Here is a 17,589-nt window from a genome sequence, read left to right as displayed (position 1 = left end):
CCTCGCCCAGCGCATGCCTGTGGGCTTCCGTTCCCTTGATTCCATGTTCTTCGCCCCAGCCGTTCAGAAGCTGATTCGTTCCCGTTATGCCGGCCGAAGAGTTCGAGCTCGATTCGTAGCGGGCCGCGTCCTCGGCTGCGGCCGATACATCTTTGGAGTGCTCGTAGGTAACCGCGTCGACCATGCGCTGGATCGGGTCACCGACGATCGGAATTTGCGTGAAAGCACCGCCGATACCGTGGTACGCGTAACGCATGTCATCGTTGAGCTGGCCGATTTTGGCGTCGCGATCATCCAAGATCAAATCAGCCCCGATCGCGGTCATCGCGCCGTTCACTTCAGCTACATGCCGGGCCTTGTTGTCCCAGTCGCCAACAACGTTGTTCTGCTGACCAGCCTCTGCCTCCCTGGCAGTGCCCAGGTACTCCGCCGAGTAGAGCTTCTCGTTTTCGTACAGCAAGTCATATACGAGGACGGGATCACCGTCGGGTGTCTTGGCGTACTCGGCGTCAGAAACGCCGCGCATGACGCGGAGCAGGCTGTCCTTGTTGTTCGTGAGGTTCGACTCGTCACCGTTGTCCCTGGCATTTAGCTCGCCACCTGGGCTGGTCTCTTCAATGCCGCTCAGAATCGAGTGGGTGTCGACCGTGTAGTCGGCCAGAGCGCGGCCGAGGGGAACCTTCAGGTTCTCTGGGACCGTGTCTCCCTTGCCGTCCCGATCGAGGAGCGTGATGGTGTCCTGCATGACACGGGGCCTCTGCGGCCGAGTGGCGCCCGAACTCAGCACCCTCGGCGCCCGGTTCCCGCCCGGTGCTCGCCGCTTCGATGGCTGCCGCCAGCCCTTGCTTGCTGGTCGGGAGATCACCATCCATCGAGTCGCCAAGCTTGTGTTCGGCGGCTACACCCCAGTCATAGCGGTCCACGAAGTCGGTCTCCCGGTCGAGCAGCCTCTCCAGGCGATCGTTTCCACGGTGCTCCGCATCCTTACCTCCCTCACCGGGATCGAGGAAGGCGGTAGCGGCGGCAGGATCCTTGCTCATGATGCCGAGTGCGCCATCGACCGGGTCGTGAGCGAACCACGCGGTCTCCTTGTTGCCGAAGCTTCCACGCAGGTCCCAGAGATTGGGGTCCTTTTCCTCCGCGTCGAGCATGTCGTCGGTGATGTCGCTCAAGAACTGAGGGGAGTAGCCCTCGCCGTTTTGCATCAGGGTCACCAGGGCCTGGTAGCCGCGTATCTCCTGATCGCCGCCCTTGCGTCCCTCGAACTTCTCGGTGACGGCCTTCAGGTCGTATTGCTCGACGCCGGCCTTCTTCAACTCGGCCCGGAAGTCCTTGTAGAACTTGGAGTCGGTGTCCTTGGTCGCGGTGGCGAGAGTCGCGGCAAGACCCTTCTGCAGGCCGAGGTACTCCTGCTTGCGGCCCTTGTCGTCGAAGTAGGCCAAGTCGTTGAGCTTGTTGGTGAACTTCAACGTGTCGTCGGCGCCGAGGCTGTTGAGGAAGGTTTGGGTGAAGTCCTTGTTGCCGGTGTTGTCGCGGAAGGCGCGCTGCAGTTCGGCGCGGTCGGCGGCTGAGACGTTCTCACCGCTGTTGATGCGGGTGGCGATGTCCGCGGCGTTGTCCGCCTCGTACTCCTCGATGTCCTTCTTCGCATCGGCTTGGCCGTTGAAGCCGATGCCGTCCATCGGGTTGCTGTCGATGACGACGGCTTCCAGGGCGATCTTGACGCCCTCGTCGGCGTCGTTGATTGCCTTGACCGCGCCGGCGATCGCCTGGTGCCACTCGCTTTCCTTGGCGCGGACGGTGGGTTCGAAGTCGGGGTCGTTCCGGGAGGCCTTGAGTGCACCGTCGCTGAGCTTGTCGTAGTCGTAGGCGACGTTACCCTGCTCGGACACGAGCATGCCGTCGGCGATGGCGTCGGCGCGCACCGACTTGAGGCGGCCGCGCAGGTCGGTGAACTGGGTGTGGGCCTCGCGGAGTACGGCGGCGAGTGCTTTGGCTTCCTTCTGGGCTGCTTGGTATTCGCGCAGGGTGGCGTCGAAGCGGCCGTTCGCGGCGGTGGCGGCGAAGCCGCGCCAGGTCTCGCCGAGGGATATTTTGTGTACGTCGCGCTTGTAGGCGTCTTCGAGTTTCTTGAACTCGGCTGCCATGTCGTCCCACTTGTCCGCCGCGGATGTGAGCGTGGACAGATCGGTGGTCATCGCTTCGTGGTACGTCGGCATGTTCTCCCCCGTGGAGGTGGCGCAGGTGTGGCGTGGGCGCGGTGGATCAGTAGTTGTCGAGGTCGGATGACAGGCGGACCTGGTTGGCGATGCCGACGTCGTTGTTCTGGAACAGGATGTGGGTGCTGCGCAGCGCGCTCTTGTCCGCGCCAAGTCGGTCCATCAGCGCTTTGACCTGCTTCTCCCAGGTGCTGTGGGCCTTCTTCAAGGCGCCGGAGGTGTCCCAGCCCTTGCCGTCCTTGCCGTTGAATTCCTTGACCGCCGTGTTCGTCTTCTCCTCGGCGACGTTGCCGGCCTTCTTGGTGTCCGGCTCAAGGTGCTGCTCGATCGCGTTCGCGGCGGCTCTTCTGTGCTGGAGTCGACGCCAGGTCAGGTCCGCCGATACGTCCGTTGCCGGGATCCACCTGGTTCAGCTGTATGCGCTCGCCGGCCTGTGTCTTCATCTGGTCCCACTCATCCCATCCCACTGCCGTACTCCCTTCCCTGCCTTCGCGTGCTTCGCGATCGATGATTGCTGGCGTGCCCGGGGTCATGAGGCGCGTCTCCGGCGCACCGTCACAGCGGTGACCGCGCCCGCGAGGAGTACTGCGGCGCCGCTGCCCGCCAGCACGGGCCAGGAGGTGCCAGCGTCCTCGGTGTCGACTGGTGAGGTGTTCGCGACGTTCTGCTGCTTGTCGTCCCGGTTCGGCTGCGAGGGTGCGGGACTCGGCTATTTGGTGGCTGCGGCAAGGTCCGGGAGAGGGTACTCGTCGGCGGGGCCGGGGTCGCCGGGATTCGTCAGGGCGATGCGGGGGCGGACGATGCCGTAGCCGATGTGGTCGTTACGCTTCTCCCCGCTGGTCGGTGCGCCTGCGGTGTTGAGCAGGACGCGCAACACCTGATTGTTGGTCCAGTCAGGGTGCTTGGTCCAAATCAGGGCCGCGCTCGCGGACGCGAGCGCGGTGGCAGGGCTGGTCCCGTGACCGGTGCAGATCCCGGACTTGCCGGTGCAGGCCTGCACCGTCTCCTCGCCCGGTGCGGCGAGGTCCACCTGTCGGCCGTACTGGGACTCCTCGGTCTTGCTCAGGTCCTTGCCGACCGCGCCGACTCCGACCACGCCCGGCGTGGCAGCCGGATGGTACACGGTGTTGTCGGCGTCTCCGGAGTTGCCGACCGCTGCGAAGATCAGCGCACCGTGGTCGAGGGCGTACTTCACCGCCGCCTCGCCCCAGGCACTCGCGCCCCCGCAGAACTGCTCACGCGATACCTGCTCCTGGGACACCTGCCCAGGACCGGCCGGGGACGCCTTCAGATCGCGGATCAGCTCATCGGCGCGATCCCGGAAACGAGTGAACGACGACAGCTTGATCCTCGCCGGCCAACCACCCAGGCCCGAGGAACCCTCGGCCCCGCCCCCGTCAGCCACCCGTTCCCTCCCGTAAAGACGGCATTGGATGATCAGCCTATCCATCACCACCGACACCACAAGGCCCTGTTCCCCACAGGCAGTGCCCGATCCAGTGCCCTCGATGCATATGCACCTATTCGCACGGGCTACCGTGATCCCGGGCAGCCGTGCACGATGCACAGAATGCTCAGACCAGAACGTATTTGATCCGTCTACGCCTCGACGTTGACCAGATGACGGCCGTTTCTCTCCTGACAGGGGGATCGATCGACCTACCAGGTTAGTCGGGGCGCACCGTCCGCGCGTACGGTGCGCGACCGTACACCCACGGAGAGTGGACAGTACGTTGCCGGGTCGCGACGCTGGGTGAGCAAGCCGACCGAGTCGACCTCGTCGGGCCCGCGGATCTCCGTGGTGGCTGTCGGCGTGGGGCCGGGAGCCGTGGGGCCCGGGCCTGGGGAACGCACCTGGAGGTGGCGGATTTGGCCGGGGTGGACGACGAGCCGGTGTCGTCGGACAGTCTGAGGACGTTCGGGGCGTTCGTGCAGGGGCTGCGGGAGCACGCGGGGCTGACGCGGGAGGCGTTCGCACCGATGGTGCGCTTCTCCCGGCACACGGTGGCCTCGATCGAGCTGGGCCGCCGGATGCCGGACACGCAGTTCGTCGAGCTGGCGGAGGCGGCGCTGGGGAACACGGGCGCGCTGCGGCGGGCGTTCGGGCATCTGACGCGGCAGCCGGGGCTGGCGTCGTGGTTCAGGGAGTGGGCGCGGCGGGAGAGGACGGCGGTGAGCCTGTGCACGTACGAGTGCAGGATGGTGCCGGGGCTGCTGCAGTCGGAGGGGTACGCACGGACCTTGTTCGAGAACGCGGTGCCGCCGCTGAGCGACGCGCAGGTGGAGGAACAGCTCTCCGCCCGGATGGAGCGCCAACAACTGCTGCGTACGCGCCTCAACGTCCCCTTCAGCTTCATCGTCGCGGAAGCCGTCTTCCGCGAGCGGCTCGGCGGTCCGCAGGTGACGCGGGGGATGCTGGACCATGTGCTGGCGAGTACGGAGCCGAGGAATGTGACGCTGCAAGTCATGCCGCTGGGCTGCGAGTTCCACGCCTGCCTGGACGGCCCGTTGCAATTGCTGGAGGGACAGGACGGGAAGCGGTACGCGTACTCGGAAGGACAGAAGAACGGCCGGCTGATCGGCGACCCGAAAGAGGTGGTCCCGCTTCAACAGCGCTATGACACACTGCGCTCACAGGCTCTGACCCCTGGTGAGTCCCGGGGTCTGCTGGAGCGGATCCGAGGAGTGTTATGAGCACCGCCGAACTCGCCTGGTTCAAGTCCAGCTACAGCGGCACCGAAGGCGACAGCTGCGTCGAAGTCGCCCTGTCCTGGCACAAGTCCAGCTACAGCGGCACCGAAGGCGACAACTGCGTCGAGGTCGCCGCCTGCCCCGGCACCGTCCACGTCCGTGACTCCAAGGTCCCCGACGGCCCCCGGCTCGCCCTCCCCGCCGCGGTCTGGTCAGCCTTCGTCTCGGCATACGGCGAAGCCTGACCGTTCCACCAGCCACCAGCCCGCCAGCGCCATCGCGACCGCGGCCGGGGCGCTGACCGGGACCGCGACCAGGGTCGCCGTGCGGCCGTCCAGCAGGCCGGCGAAGCCGACCATGGACAGGCCGAGCACGCCGAACAGACACAGGGTGATGCCGAGCGCGGCGAGCGGGCCCGAGCCGGGGCGGACCGGAGCGGGTGAGGGTTGTTCGAAGCCGCGGAACACGGCGACCAGGACCGCCGTCAGGAGCGCGGCGGCGGCGATCCTCAGCGGGGTCTGCGCCCACCAGGCGGCCGAGGCCGGTTCCGGCAGGGTGACTCCGGCGGCGAGCAGCGCTCCGTAGACGCCGAGCATCGCGGTCAGATGCCACAGGAACGCGGTCATGGCGACGCCGTTCGCGGCGACGACGGTGCGCCAGACCCGGGGACGCTCCACCAGCTTGGCGCCGGGTCCGCGCAGCAGCTCCACCGCGCCGACCAGCCACAGGCCGTGGCAGAGCAGCGCCAGCGTGGGCGGGGCCATGTTGGAGACCTTCTCCCCCGGCATGCCGACCATCGACAGCGGGTAGGGCCCGACCGCCACCAGCAGCGCGGCCCCGGCCAGTCCCGTCGCCGCCAGCGCCGAGGGCAGCCGGAGGCGCCCGTCGGCCCGAAGGAAGCCGAGCTGGTGCACGGCCAGCCAGACGAAGGCGAAGTTCAGGAACTCCACGAACGGGACCCCCAGCGCGAACCGGAGCACGTCGACGAGGACCGCGCCGGCGACGAGCGCCCCGAACGCGCCCCAGCCGTACCGCTCGTGCAGCCTGAGCAGCGGCGGGGTGAAGGCGACCATCGCCAGATAGATCCCGATGAACCACAGCGGCTGGGTGACGAGTCGCAGGGAGACACCGGTCAGTCCGCCGCCACCGCCGAGCAGTTGCACGAGCAGCGCCGCCGCGCCCCAGACGAGGACGAAGACCATCGTGGGCCGCAGCAGTCGGCGCAGCCGCGCCCGCACGAACGCCGCGTAGAGCGAGACGCCGTAGTCCGCGGGGTGCCTGCGGCGCAGGGAGCGGTAGGAGAGCGCGTGCGAGAAGCCGCCGACGAAGAAGAACACCGGCATGATCTGCAGTGCCCAGGTGAGGAGTTGCAGCTCCGGCACGACGGCGAGCAGGTTGCCGACGCCGTCGGCGGTGACGGCGGCCATCAGCCAGTGCCCGAGCACGACGGTCCCGAGGGAGACGACCCTCAGCAGGTCGACGTAACGGTCCCGGGTGTCCGGTGTCGCCTCGGCGAGCGTTCGTACGCGTGATCCCATGCGCCCACGGTCCCGTCCGGGGGTGCGTGGCGGTCAGCGCGTTCGTACTCAACTCCCGCCTGAGTACGTGCGAGGAGCCGCCGAATCCGCCGCGCTCGGCTCGGCTCGGCTCGGCTCGGCTCGGCTCGGCTCGGCTCGGCTCGGCTCGGCTACAGGATCGTCGCGCCCCGCGCCGGAGCCTGGGCTACGCGGGCCGTGCGGCAGGTCCCCGACGCGAGCAGCGCCTCGGCCATCTGCCCCGCCGCGTCGGCGTCCTTGGCGAGGAACGCGGTCGTCGGCCCGGAGCCCGAGACGAGCGCGGCCAGCGCACCCGCGTCGGTGCCGGTGCGGAGCGTGTCCGCGAGCGACGGGCGCAGCGAGAGCGCCGCGGGCTGGAGGTCGTTGACGAGTGCGCCGGCCAGTGCGCCCGCGTCGCCGGTGCGCAGGGCGTCCAGCAGCAGCGGGGACGCCACCGGCGCGGGGACGTCGGTGCCCTCGTTGAGCCGGTCGAACTCCCGGTAGACCGCAGGCGTGGACAGCCCTCCGTCGGCGACGGCGAAGACCCAGTGGAACGCCCCGCCGACGGGCAGCTCCGTCAGCCGCTCGCCACGACCCGTGCCGAGGGCGGCGCCCCCGACCAGGCTGAACGGCACGTCGCTGCCCAGTTCGGCGCAGATGCCGAGCAGTTCCTCCCGCGACGCCCCGGTGGACCACAGCGCGTCGCAGGCGAGGAGGGCGCCCGCGCCGTCGGCGCTGCCGCCCGCCATGCCGCCGGCGACGGGGATGTCCTTGTCGATGTGGATGTGCACGGCCGGGTCGATGCCGCACCGCGCGGCGAGCAGTTCCGCCGCCCGCGCGGCGAGGTTCGTGCGGTCCAGCGGCACCTGGTCGGCGCCGGGGCCCGTGCAGGTCACGGTCAGCGACTCGGCGGGGGTGACGGTGATCTCGTCGTACAGCCCGACGGCCAGGAACACATTGGCCAGGTCGTGGTACCCGTCGTCGCGGACCCCGCCGACGGCCAGCTGGACATTGACCTTGGCAGGTACCCGTACGGTGACGCTCACGTGGTTTCCCCGGCTCCCTTGTGCTCCGCGATCCGCGCGAATTCTTCCACCGTCAGCGACTCGCCCCGCGCCTGGGGCGAGATCCCGGCCGCGACCAGTGCCGCCTCCGCGGCCGCCGGGGAGCCCGCCCAGCCGGCGAGCGCGGCCCGCAGCGTCTTGCGGCGCTGTGCGAAGGCCGCGTCGACGACGGCGAAGACCTCGGCCTTGGAGGCGGTGGTCTTCAGCGGCTCGGCGCGCCGGACCAGGGAGACGAGCCCGGAGTCGACGTTCGGCGCGGGCCAGAAGACGTTCCGGCCGATGGCCCCGGCCCGCTTGACCTCCGCGTACCAGTTCGCCTTGACCGACGGCACGCCGTAGACCTTGTTGCCGGGCCGGGCCGCGAGCCGGTCGGCGACCTCGGACTGCACCATGACCAGCGTCCGCTCGATGGTCGGGAAGCGCTCCAGCATGTGCAGCAGGACCGGGACGGCCACGTTGTACGGGAGGTTGGCGACGAGCGCGGTGGGCGCGGGGCCCGGGAGCTCCCGCACGTGCATCGCGTCGGAGTGGACCAGCGCGAAGCGGTCCTTCCGCTCCGGCATCCGGGCGGCGATCGTGGTGGGCAGTGCGGCGGCGAGCACGTCGTCGATCTCGACGGCGGTCACCCGGTCCGCGGCCTCCAGCAGCGCGAGGGTGAGGGAGCCGAGCCCGGGGCCGACCTCCACGACCACGTCGTCGGGCCGCACCTCGGCGGTGCGGACGATCCGGCGGACGGTGTTGGCGTCGATGACGAAGTTCTGGCCGCGCTGCTTGGTGGGGCGGACGCCAAGCGCTGCGGCCAGTTCTCGGATGTCGGCGGGGCCGAGGAGGGCATCGGGATCGGTGGTGCTCACCGGTACAGCCTACGGCCGCAGTGCGGCCACGGACTCGCCCCCCGTTGCACGTAGAGCTTCTTCGCCCGGTACGTCTGTTCCTCGGGGGAGGCGTCCTGGGGTCGGCCGCGGCCGCCGAGCGACTGCCAGGTGCGGGTGTCGAACTGGTACAGCCCGCCGTAGGTGCCCGACGGGTCCACCGCGTCCGGGCGCCCGCCCGACTCGCACTGCGCCAGCGCGTTCCAGTTCAGCCCGTCGGCCCCCCGTACCGACTCGGGCGGCCGTTTGGTGCCGGTCTTCACCTGCCGGGCGACCGGCTGCCGCACGACCTCCTCGGAGACCTTCCGGGGCTTCTGCCGGACGCCGTTCACGGTCCGCACCGTGTAGGTGACCCGCCGCACGCCCGCCCGCCCCGCCCGTGCGACGACCTCGGTGCCCCGGTGCAGCTCCGGGTCGTCGGTCCGGACGGTGTCGTACGGGATGGGCTCCTCACGGACCTCCTCGGTGTCGCTGATGCGCAGGACGGTGATCGTCTGGCCGTCGCGCGGGAAGCTGTCCGGAGGCACGGAGGTGGTGTCCTGACCGCCGAGGGTGATGCCGGCCGCCTCGACGGCCTCCCGTGCGGTAGCCGCGTTCGTGCGGACGGTGCGGGCCCGGCCGTCGGCCATGAGCGTGACGGTCCGCTCGGTCAGCACGTCGACGTCGAGACCGCCGCGGGAGATGGACCGGGAGCGCGAGACGGACACGGACGCGCCGTTCGCCCGCACCCCGACCTGGTGCAGCGCCTCCTCGACGGTGCGGGCGGTCGTCCACACCCGGCGGCTGCGGCCGTCGATGGTGAGGGTGACGGGTCGGCCGAAGCGGACGACGACCTCGTCGCCGTGGGAGAGCTCCGCGCCGGGGGCCGGGGCGACGATGTCGTGCTCGCCGACCGTGAGCCCTTCCTCGGCGAGGAGTTCCTCCACGTCGTCGGCGAACGTGTGCAGGGTGCGGGGCACTCCGTCGACGCTGAGGCGGACCGCCTTGTCGGCCGCGACGAAGGCGGTGGTGCCGCCGGCGAGGAAGGCGACGACGAGGGCCTGCGGGATGAGGCGGCGCAGTCCGTCGGTGCCGCCGAGCGCGAACGGTCCGCTCCTGCGGCGCCGGGCCGCGCGGCGGGCTTCGGCCCGGGTGGCGGCGCGGCCACCGGCAGGGGCCGGTACTTCGGCGACGGTGGCGGCCCGGCGGGCCTCGGCCCGGGTGGCGGCGGGGTTGCCGGGAGGGGCGGGGGTCGGGCGGGCCTCGGTGCCGCGGCGCACGGGAGTGGTGGGAACCGCGTCAGTCGCCGGCCCCGCGGTCTCACGGGCGGGGGCGACGCCGGGACCGGCGGGGCGGCCCGGTGCGCCGGGGCCCGGAGGCCGCCCGGCCGGGACGGAGCCGTCGGGACCGGGGCGGCCGCCCCCGCGACCGCCGGGCGGACCCTCGGTCGTCCCGGGCCGGAACGCCGTGACCGTCGGCGCGTACGGAGACACCGGCGCGGCCGGACCGTGGGGCGGCACCCTGACGGGCGCCGGCGGCACGGGCGGCGGCGGGGGCTCCATGAGCCGGGCGGCGCGGCGACCGCCGCGTGCGGCACGGTGACTGCCCTGCGAAGTGCTCACGAGGCCGGGACCCTAGCCGCTCCTCGTCACTCTCCAAAGCAGGACGACTACCCGGTGTCGCGGTGCCATGCCAGACAGGTCCTGTAATGTGACGGTTCGTTATCCTTCAGTAATCGAATGCACGAGCCGTGTTCGAAGCGATCGCCTCCGACATGGCGTCCTCGTCGATTCCCCGCACCGCTGCCATCGCGCGCACCGTGACCGGAATGAGATACGGCGCGTTGGGCCGACCGCGGTAGGGCGCGGGCGTCAGGAACGGCGCGTCGGTCTCCACCAGGACGAGTTCCAGCGGGGCGACGGCGAGCGCGTCCCGCAGCGGCTGGGCGTTCTTGAAGGTGACGTTGCCGGCGAAGGACATGAAGTACCCGGCGTCGGCGCAGGTCCGCGCCATCTCCGCGTCCCCCGAGTAGCAGTGGAAGACCGTGCGCTCCGGGGCGCCCTCCTCGGCCAGGATCCGCAGGACGTCGGCGTGGGCGTCGCGGTCGTGGATGACGAGGGTCTTGCCGTGGCGCTTGGCGATCTCGATGTGGGCGCGGAAGGACCGCTCCTGGGCGGCGATGCCCTCCGGACCCGTACGGAAGTGGTCGAGCCCGGTCTCGCCGACGGCCCGCACCTGGTGGAGACCCGCCAGCCGGTCGATCTCGGCGAGCGCCTCGTCGAGCGCGGCGTCGCCGCCGCCCGGCCGCGCGCCCTGCCGGGGTCGTCCCGGCCGACTCCCGCCACCCCCCTTGGCCGATTCGCTTCGCGACGCCTCCTCGACGGGGTCGCCGTGGACGATTCGTGGTGCCTCGTTCGGGTGAAGCGCGACCGCCGCATGGACGTTCCGGTGCCGTGCCGCCGTTTCGGCCGCCCAGCGCGAGCCGTTGATGTCGCACCCCACCTGGACGACGGTCGTCACACCGACCTTCGCCGCCTTCCCCAGCGCCTCCTCGACGGTGCCGCTCTGCATGTCCAGATGGGTGTGCGAATCGGCGACCTGCACGGCCAGTGGTGCGGGCAGCGGCGGAGGGGTGTCGTTGGGCTTGGCACTCATGCCCACGATCGTACGAGGACCATGGCCACGGCCTCACGCACGGCGGCGGGCCGGTGGACGGGGTTCACCGGCAGGAGACCGCGCTCACGGTCGACCCGCCGCGGGCACGAGACCGGCCGGACTCACTTGCGACGGTGGAAGCCGCGGAACATCCCGCCGAGGCCGCGACGCGGCTCGTCCTCGGGTACGGCGGCTCCGGCCACGGCCTCCTCGGCCACGGCGCCCTCGGACGCGGACACGTCGGCGGCGCGTGCCCCGTGGCGGCGCCCGGGGACCCTCGGCTCAGGCTCGGACGCCGGAACGGGCCCGGCGGTGGCGAAGTTCGGGGGCGCGAAGTGCTGGCGGCGCAGCGACTCGGCGAGGCCGGACACCTGCCCCGCGCGCATGATGCGGACCTTCTGCCCGCCGCAGTTGAGGCAGGTCAGCCGGTTCAGCGGGGAGGGAACGATCTGCCCCTGCACGCGGTAGGTGAAGAAGGGCCGGCCCGTGCCGTCGATGTGGTGCTCGATGTCGTAGGTCTGCTCCCAGCCGTAGCCGCACCGCATACAGGCGAAGGCGTAGGACTCCTGCACCGTCTCCGTCGCGCCGACCGGAAGGGGTACCGCGCCGCTCGGGGTGCCCGCTGTGTCGCTCATGCCAGCTCCTCCTGATCCACTGCCCCCTGTTCGGCGGGGTGCGTCCTCTACCAGTGGACTCCTGCCGCCGCGGGATGACATCGGGCCTTCCGGCTATTTGGCGAGGATTTGGCCGGCTCGTTCCGGAAGGCGTGATCGCGCGGTCCGAGCTTTGCCTTTCACGATAGACCTTTACCGTTCGACGGTCCTGTTCCTGCCGCGTTCTTTGCCGCGACGACCGCGTCGAACACCTCCCGCTTGGGCAGGCCCGCCTCGGCGGCGACCGCCGCGATGGCCTCCTTGCGCCGCTCCCCCGCCTCCTCGCGCACCCGCACCCTGCGCACCAGCTCGTCCGCGCCCAGCTCGGACGGCCCCGGGGCCGGGGCGCCCTCCACGACGACGGTGATCTCCCCGCGCACGCCTTCCGCCGCCCAGGCCGCCAGTTCGCCGAGCCCGCCGCGCCTGACCTCCTCGTACGTCTTCGTCAGCTCCCGGCAGACCGCCGCCCTGCGGTCCGCGCCGAACACCTCGGCCATGGCGGCGAGCGCGTCGTCGAGGCGGTGCGGCGCCTCGAAGTAGACGAGCGTACGGCGCTCGTCCGCGACCTCACGCAGCCGGCCCAGCCGCTCGCCCGCCTTGCGGGGCAGGAAGCCCTCGAAGCAGAACCGGTCCACCGGGAGGCCCGACAGGGCCAGCGCGGTCAGCACGGCGGACGGACCGGGCACGGCGGTGACCCGGATGTCCTTCTCCACGGCCGCGGCGACGAGACGGTAGCCGGGGTCGGACACGGACGGCATCCCGGCGTCGGTGACGAGCAGCACCCTTGCGCCGCCCTCCAGCGCCTCCACCAGTTCCGGGGTGCGGGCGGACTCGTTGCCCTCGAAGTAGGACACGATCCGGCCGCGGGTGTGCACCCCCAGCGCCTGGGTGAGGCGGCGCAGCCGCCGGGTGTCCTCCGCGGCGACCACGTCGGCGTTCTCCAGCTCGGCCGCGAGCCGCGGCGGGGCGTCCGCCACATCACCGATGGGGGTCCCTGCCAGTACGAGTGTTCCAGTCACCGATCCAGTCACAGGAGCAATCCTCGCAGGGCGGGCCACGCCCCTCGCACGGACGCGTTCCCTACGATGGCGCGGTGACCAGTACCGCCCCACGGGCCGAGCACGGTCGGGACGTCGTGGAACAGCCGCCGTCCTGGCAGCAGCGCCTGCGCAGATTCGGCCATGTGCCCAGACCCGGCATCGGACTGCGCGAACGGCTGGTGCCGCCGTACGCCCGGCCCTCCGACCGGTTGTGGTCCCTGCTCGGGGTGCCACCGGGGGCTGCCCGCCGGGTGGAGCGCTTCGCGGCGTGGGGCGGCCCGCTGCTGGTGGCGCTGGTGGCCGGGCTGCTGCGGTTCTGGCAGCTGGGCAGCCCCAAGGCGGTGATATTCGACGAGACGTACTACGCGAAGGACGCGTGGGCCCTGGTCAACCAGGGCTACGAGGGCTCCTGGCCGAAGGACGTCGACAAGGCGATCCTGGCGAACCCGGACGCGGTCGCGATCCCGTCGGAACCCGGCTATGTGGTGCACCCGCCGGTGGGCAAGTGGATCATCGGGCTCGGCGAGCAGATGTTCGGGTTCACCCCGTTCGGCTGGCGCTTCATGGTGTTCGTGCTCGGCACGCTGTCGGTCCTGATGCTGTGCCGGATCGGCAGGCGGCTGTTCCGTTCGACGTTCCTCGGGTGCCTCGCGGGCGCGCTGATGACCGTGGACGGGCTGCACTTCGTGATGAGCCGCACGGCGCTGCTCGACCAAGTGCTGATGTTCTTCGTCCTGGCGGCGTTCGGCTGTCTGCTGATCGACCGCGACCGGGCGAGACGGCGGTTCGCGGACGCGCTCCCGGTCGACGCGGAGGGCGTGCTGCGCCCGGACCCGACGGTCGCGGAGAACCTCCGGCCGGGCCTGCGGCCCTGGCGTGTCGCGGCAGCGGTGATGCTGGGCCTGGCGATCGGCACGAAGTGGAACGGCCTGTACTTCCTGGCCGCGTTCGGTCTGATGACGCTGCTGTGGGACGTGGGCGCGCGGAAGACGGCCGGGGCCGTCCGTCCGTACAGGGCCGTGCTGAAACGCGACCTCCTCCCGGCCCTCGTCGGCCTGCCGGTGGCGATCGCCACGTACATCGCCTCCTGGTCCGGCTGGATCTTCACGGACAAGGGCTACTTCCGGGACTGGGCTGCGACGGCGGGCAAGGACAGCCCCTGGAGCGGGGTGTTCCCCGACTGGTGGCGGAGCTTCTGGCACTACGAGACCGAGGTCTACAGCTTCCACGTCAATCTGACGTCCGGTCACACATACGAGTCGAACCCGTGGAGCTGGATCGTCCTGGGCCGTCCGGTCTCCTACTTCTACGAGGACCCGGCGGCGGGCACCGCGGGCTGCCCGGTGACCGCCACCGAGAAGTGCGCCCGCGAGGTCCTGGCGATCGGCACTCCCGTGCTGTGGTGGATCGCGTGCTTCGCGGTCGTCTACGCGTTGTGGCGCTGGGCCTTCCGCCGCGACTGGCGCGCGGGCGCGATCGCCTGCGGGATCGCGGCGGGCTGGCTGCCGTGGTTCCTCTACCAGGAGCGGACGATCTTCATCTTCTACGCGGTCGTCTTCGTCCCGTTCCTGTGCCTGGCCGTCGCGATGCTGCTGGGCGCGATCATCGGCCCGGCCCAGCGCCCCGGCGTCCCCGCCGCCCCGCCGGAAGCGGGCTTCGCCCCCGGAGAGCGCCGCAGGACGGTGGGCGCGGTCGCGGCGGGCGTGCTGGTGCTGCTCGTCATCTGGAACTTCATCTACTTCTGGCCGCTGTTCACGGGCGATCCGATCCCGATGGACGACTGGCGGGCCCGGATGTGGCTGGACACCTGGGTGTAGCCGGATGAGCGCTCGTGGGGGGGCGTGTCGCCGCGTCCCCGCGGGCGCCGAGGCGGCAGGGGCGCGCGGTCCCGGGGCCTGCGGGCCGGGCGCGGGCCGGCGGACGAACGGGCCGCCGCGTCCCCCGGGCGGCCCGTGGCGGAGGAGGGCCGTGGCGGAGGAGGCCCGTGGCGGAGGAGGGCCGAAAAGATCAGCCCCACCGTTCGTTTGCGGCGGTCCGGAGCGGCAAGATTCGGGTTGTGGGGGTCCCGACCTGGAGGACCAAATGATCATCCTCGGACTCATCCTTCTGATCATCGGGCTGGTCGCCGGCATCAACATCCTGTGGACCATCGGAATCATCCTGGTCGCCGTCGGAGCCCTGCTCTGGGTCCTCGGCGCGATGGGCCACGCGGTCGGCGGCCGGCGCCACTTCTACTGACGAGGCCCGTTCCACCGAACAGGCAGGTTTCCACTGACCGGCCCGTTCCCCGTCCAGCCCGCCGAGTCCCCGAACTGCACGTGGGGTTCAATGTCGGCGGGCTGCCGCGAGCGCCGCGACCGCCTCCGCGGTCCAATGGCCCGCGGCGCCGGGACAGGCCGCGAGATAGGCGGCGATGTCGGACGCCGGCCACGCGCCGGCGTCCGACAGTCCCGCGACGAGATGGCGCAGATAGGCCGCCGACGGCCGGGTCCACTCCACGTCGTGGAGGGTCCAGGGGGCCGTGAAGGTCAGGACGGGCACTCCGTCCAGGACTCCCGGGCAGACGAGCGTCTCGTAGCGCCCGCCGCCGAGTTCTGCCCTGCCGCGTCCCAGCGCTTCGGAGAGGTCCAGATCGCGCCCCGGCTCGCTGTACATCTCCTGGGCCACGATGTCCGAGAACTGCCCGGCCGTCACCAGATGCGCGCGGGCCCGGACCGTGCCGGCCGCGCCGGGGTCGTAGAAGGCCCGGCCGCCGCCCCAGACCGGGGAGTGGGTGGCGAAGTACAGCGTGCCCGGCAGTTCCACCGGCGCCGAAGCCACGGGCGGACGGGGGTCGCGGCAGCCCGGGTAGGTCCGCGCGGCGCCGCGCGGGCGGCCGCCGGTGAGGTAGTGCGACAGCCGCTCCAGATGCGTGTTGGAGCCGTAGGCGGTGTACCAGACGGTGTCCGGCGTCGGATCGCCGGGCGGTGTCGTCGTGTCGATGGTGCGCGTGCGGTTCATGGACCTTGCCCTACCCGGTTCGACGGCACGGTCCGGTAACGCCCGTCTCCTGGCTCACTCCTGTCCCGTAGAGTGCCCGCTGGATACTCTTGAACGCGTTCAAGGTCCTCAGGGGGGCCACGGGGAGGGACTGCGACATGCGCAGTGGAGCCAAGATCGCCGTCGTCGGCGGTGTGTTCGTGCTGTTCGCGGGCGGGGTGGGGTACGGCGCCCACAACGTCCTGAGCGGCGGTGACGACGGCGGGACGGAGTCGAGGTCCGGTGCCGTCACGAAGAGATCGGGGCCGCCGAGCGCCGAGGAGATCCGCACGACCGCCGAGGACTTCCTCGCAGCCTGGGCGTCCGGGGAGGCGCCACGGGCCGCGCAGCTCACCAACAACGCCGCCGAGGCGGAGCCCCTGCTCAGCTCGTTCCGCGACGGGGCCCACGTCAGCGCGGTGACGATGAAGCAGGGGAAGCCGGTCGGGCCGAAGGTGCCGTTCACGGTCAGCGCCACGGTCTCGTACGAGGGCGCGAGCAAGCCCTGGACGTACGCTTCCGAGCTCACGGTCGTCCGCGGTCTGACCACCGGCCGTCCGCTCGTCGACTGGGCTCCGTCCGTCGTCCACCCGCAGCTCGACAAGCAGGAGAGGCTGAGGACGGGCCCCGCTGCCGCGCCGCCGATCAGGGCCGTGGACCGCAGGGGCAGGGAACTGACGAAGGAGAAGTACCCCTCGCTCGGTCCGGTGCTCGACCAACTGCGGCAGAGGTACGGGGACAAGGCGGGTGGCAAGGCGGGAGTCGAGCTGGTCGTCAGCCCGCCGAACGGCGCGGACACCACGCTGCTGACGCTGTCCGAGGGAGAGCCGGGTGAGCTGCCGACCACGCTCGACGCGGACCTCCAGGCGGCGGCCGAAAAGGCCGTGAAGCGGCACAGCGAGGCATCGGTCGTCGCGATCAAGCCGAGCACCGGAGAGATCCGCGCGGTGGCCAACAACCGCAAGGACGGCTTCGACGCGGCGCTCGGAGGACAGCAGGCGCCCGGTTCGACGATGAAGATCGTGACGGCCGCGCTCCTGCTGGACAAGGGGCTGGTGGCCGCCGACCGGAAGGCGGAATGCCCGAAGGAGGCGATGTACCAGGGTCGGACCTTCCACAACCTGGGCCACTTCGACATCCCCGGCGGAACGTTCACCCAGAGCTTCGCGCGCTCCTGCAACACCGCCTTCATCAAGCTGATCGACGACGTCCACGACGACGCGGCACTGTCGAAGCTGGCGCGGGACGCCTTCGGCATCGGGCTCGACTGGAGCACCGGGGTGCAGACCTTCGACGGCTCGGTGCCGGAGGGCAGCGGTGGCGAAGCGGCCGCGCAGTACATCGGCCAGGGGACGGTCCAGATGAACGCGCTGACCGTCGCCTCCGTCGCCGCCACGGCCAAGAACGGCGGCTTCCGGCAGCCCGTCATCGTGCCGCGCTCGCTGGACGGCCGTGAACTGGCCACCGCGGACCGGCGGCTGTCGGGATCGGTGTGGCGACAGCTGCGGGACATGATGCGGGCCACCGCCCAATGGGGCTCGGGAGCACGGGCGATGGCCGGAGTCCCCGGCGACAAGGGCGCGAAGACGGGGTCCGCGGAGGTGGACGGGCAGGTCACGTCCAACAGCTGGTTCGCCGGCTTCGCCGGGGACCTGGCGGCGGCGGCGGTGGTGCAGTCGGGCGGACACGGCGGCGACGCGGCCGGGCCGCTGGTGGCGTCGGTGCTCAAGGCCGGCTGAGGGCGGGGTGCGGGGCCCGGCCGCGCCCCGCACCCGCACCGGTGGCCGCACCCGCCCTCCCCCGCGTACCGCTGGGCGAAACGCTGTCGCATGGCCCGTACACCGTCGGGGTGACCGCCCATGA

16 protein-coding genes are annotated in these 17,589 nt (G+C 71.1%); 5 read left to right on the top strand and 11 right to left on the bottom strand.

Annotated elements, in window-relative coordinates; all coding sequences use genetic code 11:
• Positions 1-614: 614 nt before the first annotated feature.
• The 3 genes from O7595_RS19630 to O7595_RS19620 form a co-directional block, all read right to left on the bottom strand.
• On the bottom strand, positions 615-2,198 hold the full coding sequence (locus O7595_RS19630) for a hypothetical protein (protein ID WP_269729961.1): 1,584 nt from the start codon (positions 2,196-2,198) through the stop codon (positions 615-617).
• Positions 2,199-2,265: 67 nt separating this feature from the next.
• Entirely contained in the window at positions 2,266-2,427 is a 162-nt protein-coding gene (locus O7595_RS19625; RefSeq protein WP_269729960.1) for a hypothetical protein, read from the bottom strand.
• A gap of 501 nt (positions 2,428-2,928) precedes the next feature.
• Positions 2,929-3,624, bottom strand: a complete 696-nt coding sequence (locus O7595_RS19620; RefSeq protein WP_332328199.1) for a S8 family serine peptidase — start codon at positions 3,622-3,624, stop codon at positions 2,929-2,931.
• Between the two features lie 455 nt (positions 3,625-4,079).
• Between O7595_RS19620 and O7595_RS19615 the strand changes: the two genes are divergently transcribed.
• Complete coding sequence (locus O7595_RS19615) at positions 4,080-4,913, top strand: helix-turn-helix domain-containing protein (RefSeq protein WP_269729959.1); 834 nt, start codon at positions 4,080-4,082, stop codon at positions 4,911-4,913.
• The gene (locus tag O7595_RS19610) at positions 4,910-5,155 is read left to right on the top strand and encodes a DUF397 domain-containing protein (protein WP_269729958.1); all 246 of its coding nucleotides are present in this window, start codon (positions 4,910-4,912) and stop codon (positions 5,153-5,155) included. The genes O7595_RS19615 and O7595_RS19610 overlap by 4 nt, the downstream gene beginning before the upstream one ends.
• Here O7595_RS19610 and O7595_RS19605 read toward each other — a convergent pair.
• The 7 genes from O7595_RS19605 to rsmI all read right to left on the bottom strand — a co-directional run bounded on the left by O7595_RS19605 (position 5,123) and on the right by rsmI (position 12,687).
• Positions 5,123-6,448, bottom strand: a complete 1,326-nt coding sequence (locus O7595_RS19605) for an acyltransferase family protein (RefSeq protein ID WP_269729957.1) — start codon at positions 6,446-6,448, stop codon at positions 5,123-5,125. The two genes, O7595_RS19610 and O7595_RS19605, sit on opposite strands and share 33 nt — an antisense overlap.
• A 149-nt stretch (positions 6,449-6,597) precedes the next feature.
• On the bottom strand, positions 6,598-7,491 hold the full coding sequence (locus O7595_RS19600) for a 4-(cytidine 5'-diphospho)-2-C-methyl-D-erythritol kinase (RefSeq protein ID WP_269729956.1): 894 nt from the start codon (positions 7,489-7,491) through the stop codon (positions 6,598-6,600).
• On the bottom strand, positions 7,488-8,363 hold the full coding sequence (gene rsmA, locus O7595_RS19595; protein ID WP_269729955.1) for a 16S rRNA (adenine(1518)-N(6)/adenine(1519)-N(6))-dimethyltransferase RsmA: 876 nt from the start codon (positions 8,361-8,363) through the stop codon (positions 7,488-7,490). Before rsmA ends, O7595_RS19600 begins: the two co-directional genes overlap by 4 nt.
• Positions 8,360-9,922 carry a resuscitation-promoting factor gene (locus O7595_RS19590; protein ID WP_269732544.1) on the bottom strand — a complete coding sequence of 521 codons (1,563 nt, stop codon included), beginning with the start codon at positions 9,920-9,922 and terminating at the stop codon, positions 8,360-8,362. Before O7595_RS19590 ends, rsmA begins: the two co-directional genes overlap by 4 nt.
• Positions 9,923-10,088: 166 nt before the next feature.
• Positions 10,089-11,015, bottom strand: coding sequence for a TatD family hydrolase (locus O7595_RS19585; protein WP_269729954.1), 927 nt, complete (start codon positions 11,013-11,015; stop codon positions 10,089-10,091).
• A gap of 122 nt (positions 11,016-11,137) precedes the next feature.
• Positions 11,138-11,650 carry a hypothetical protein gene (locus O7595_RS19580; protein WP_269729953.1) on the bottom strand — a complete coding sequence of 171 codons (513 nt, stop codon included), beginning with the start codon at positions 11,648-11,650 and terminating at the stop codon, positions 11,138-11,140.
• Between the two features lie 158 nt (positions 11,651-11,808).
• On the bottom strand, positions 11,809-12,687 hold the full coding sequence (gene rsmI, locus O7595_RS19575; protein ID WP_269729952.1) for a 16S rRNA (cytidine(1402)-2'-O)-methyltransferase: 879 nt from the start codon (positions 12,685-12,687) through the stop codon (positions 11,809-11,811).
• Positions 12,688-12,761: 74 nt separating this feature from the next.
• On the opposite strand from rsmI, the gene O7595_RS19570 reads away from it, so the two are divergent.
• Both O7595_RS19570 and O7595_RS19565 read left to right on the top strand, forming a co-directional pair.
• A complete protein-coding gene (locus O7595_RS19570; RefSeq protein ID WP_269729951.1) occupies positions 12,762-14,525 on the top strand; it encodes a dolichyl-phosphate-mannose--protein mannosyltransferase in 1,764 nt (587 codons plus the stop codon).
• A gap of 265 nt (positions 14,526-14,790) precedes the next feature.
• Positions 14,791-14,946 (top strand): DUF6131 family protein, encoded by a 156-nt coding sequence (locus O7595_RS19565; protein ID WP_171053047.1) that lies wholly within the window; start codon positions 14,791-14,793, stop codon positions 14,944-14,946.
• Between the two features lie 87 nt (positions 14,947-15,033).
• Here O7595_RS19565 and O7595_RS19560 read toward each other — a convergent pair whose 3' ends face one another.
• On the bottom strand, positions 15,034-15,708 hold the full coding sequence (locus O7595_RS19560; RefSeq protein ID WP_269729950.1) for a histone deacetylase: 675 nt from the start codon (positions 15,706-15,708) through the stop codon (positions 15,034-15,036).
• Positions 15,709-15,845: 137 nt separating this feature from the next.
• On the opposite strand from O7595_RS19560, the gene O7595_RS19555 reads away from it, so the two are divergent.
• On the top strand, positions 15,846-17,465 hold the full coding sequence (locus O7595_RS19555; protein ID WP_269729949.1) for a penicillin-binding transpeptidase domain-containing protein: 1,620 nt from the start codon (positions 15,846-15,848) through the stop codon (positions 17,463-17,465).
• Positions 17,466-17,589 lie beyond the last annotated feature (124 nt).

This window comes from Streptomyces sp. WMMC940 (assembly GCF_027460265.1).
In the GTDB taxonomy this organism is placed as follows: Bacteria; Actinomycetota; Actinomycetes; order Streptomycetales; family Streptomycetaceae; genus Streptomyces.
Note: the sequence above shows the minus strand (reverse complement) of the source record. Positions and strands in the feature narration are given on the sequence as shown.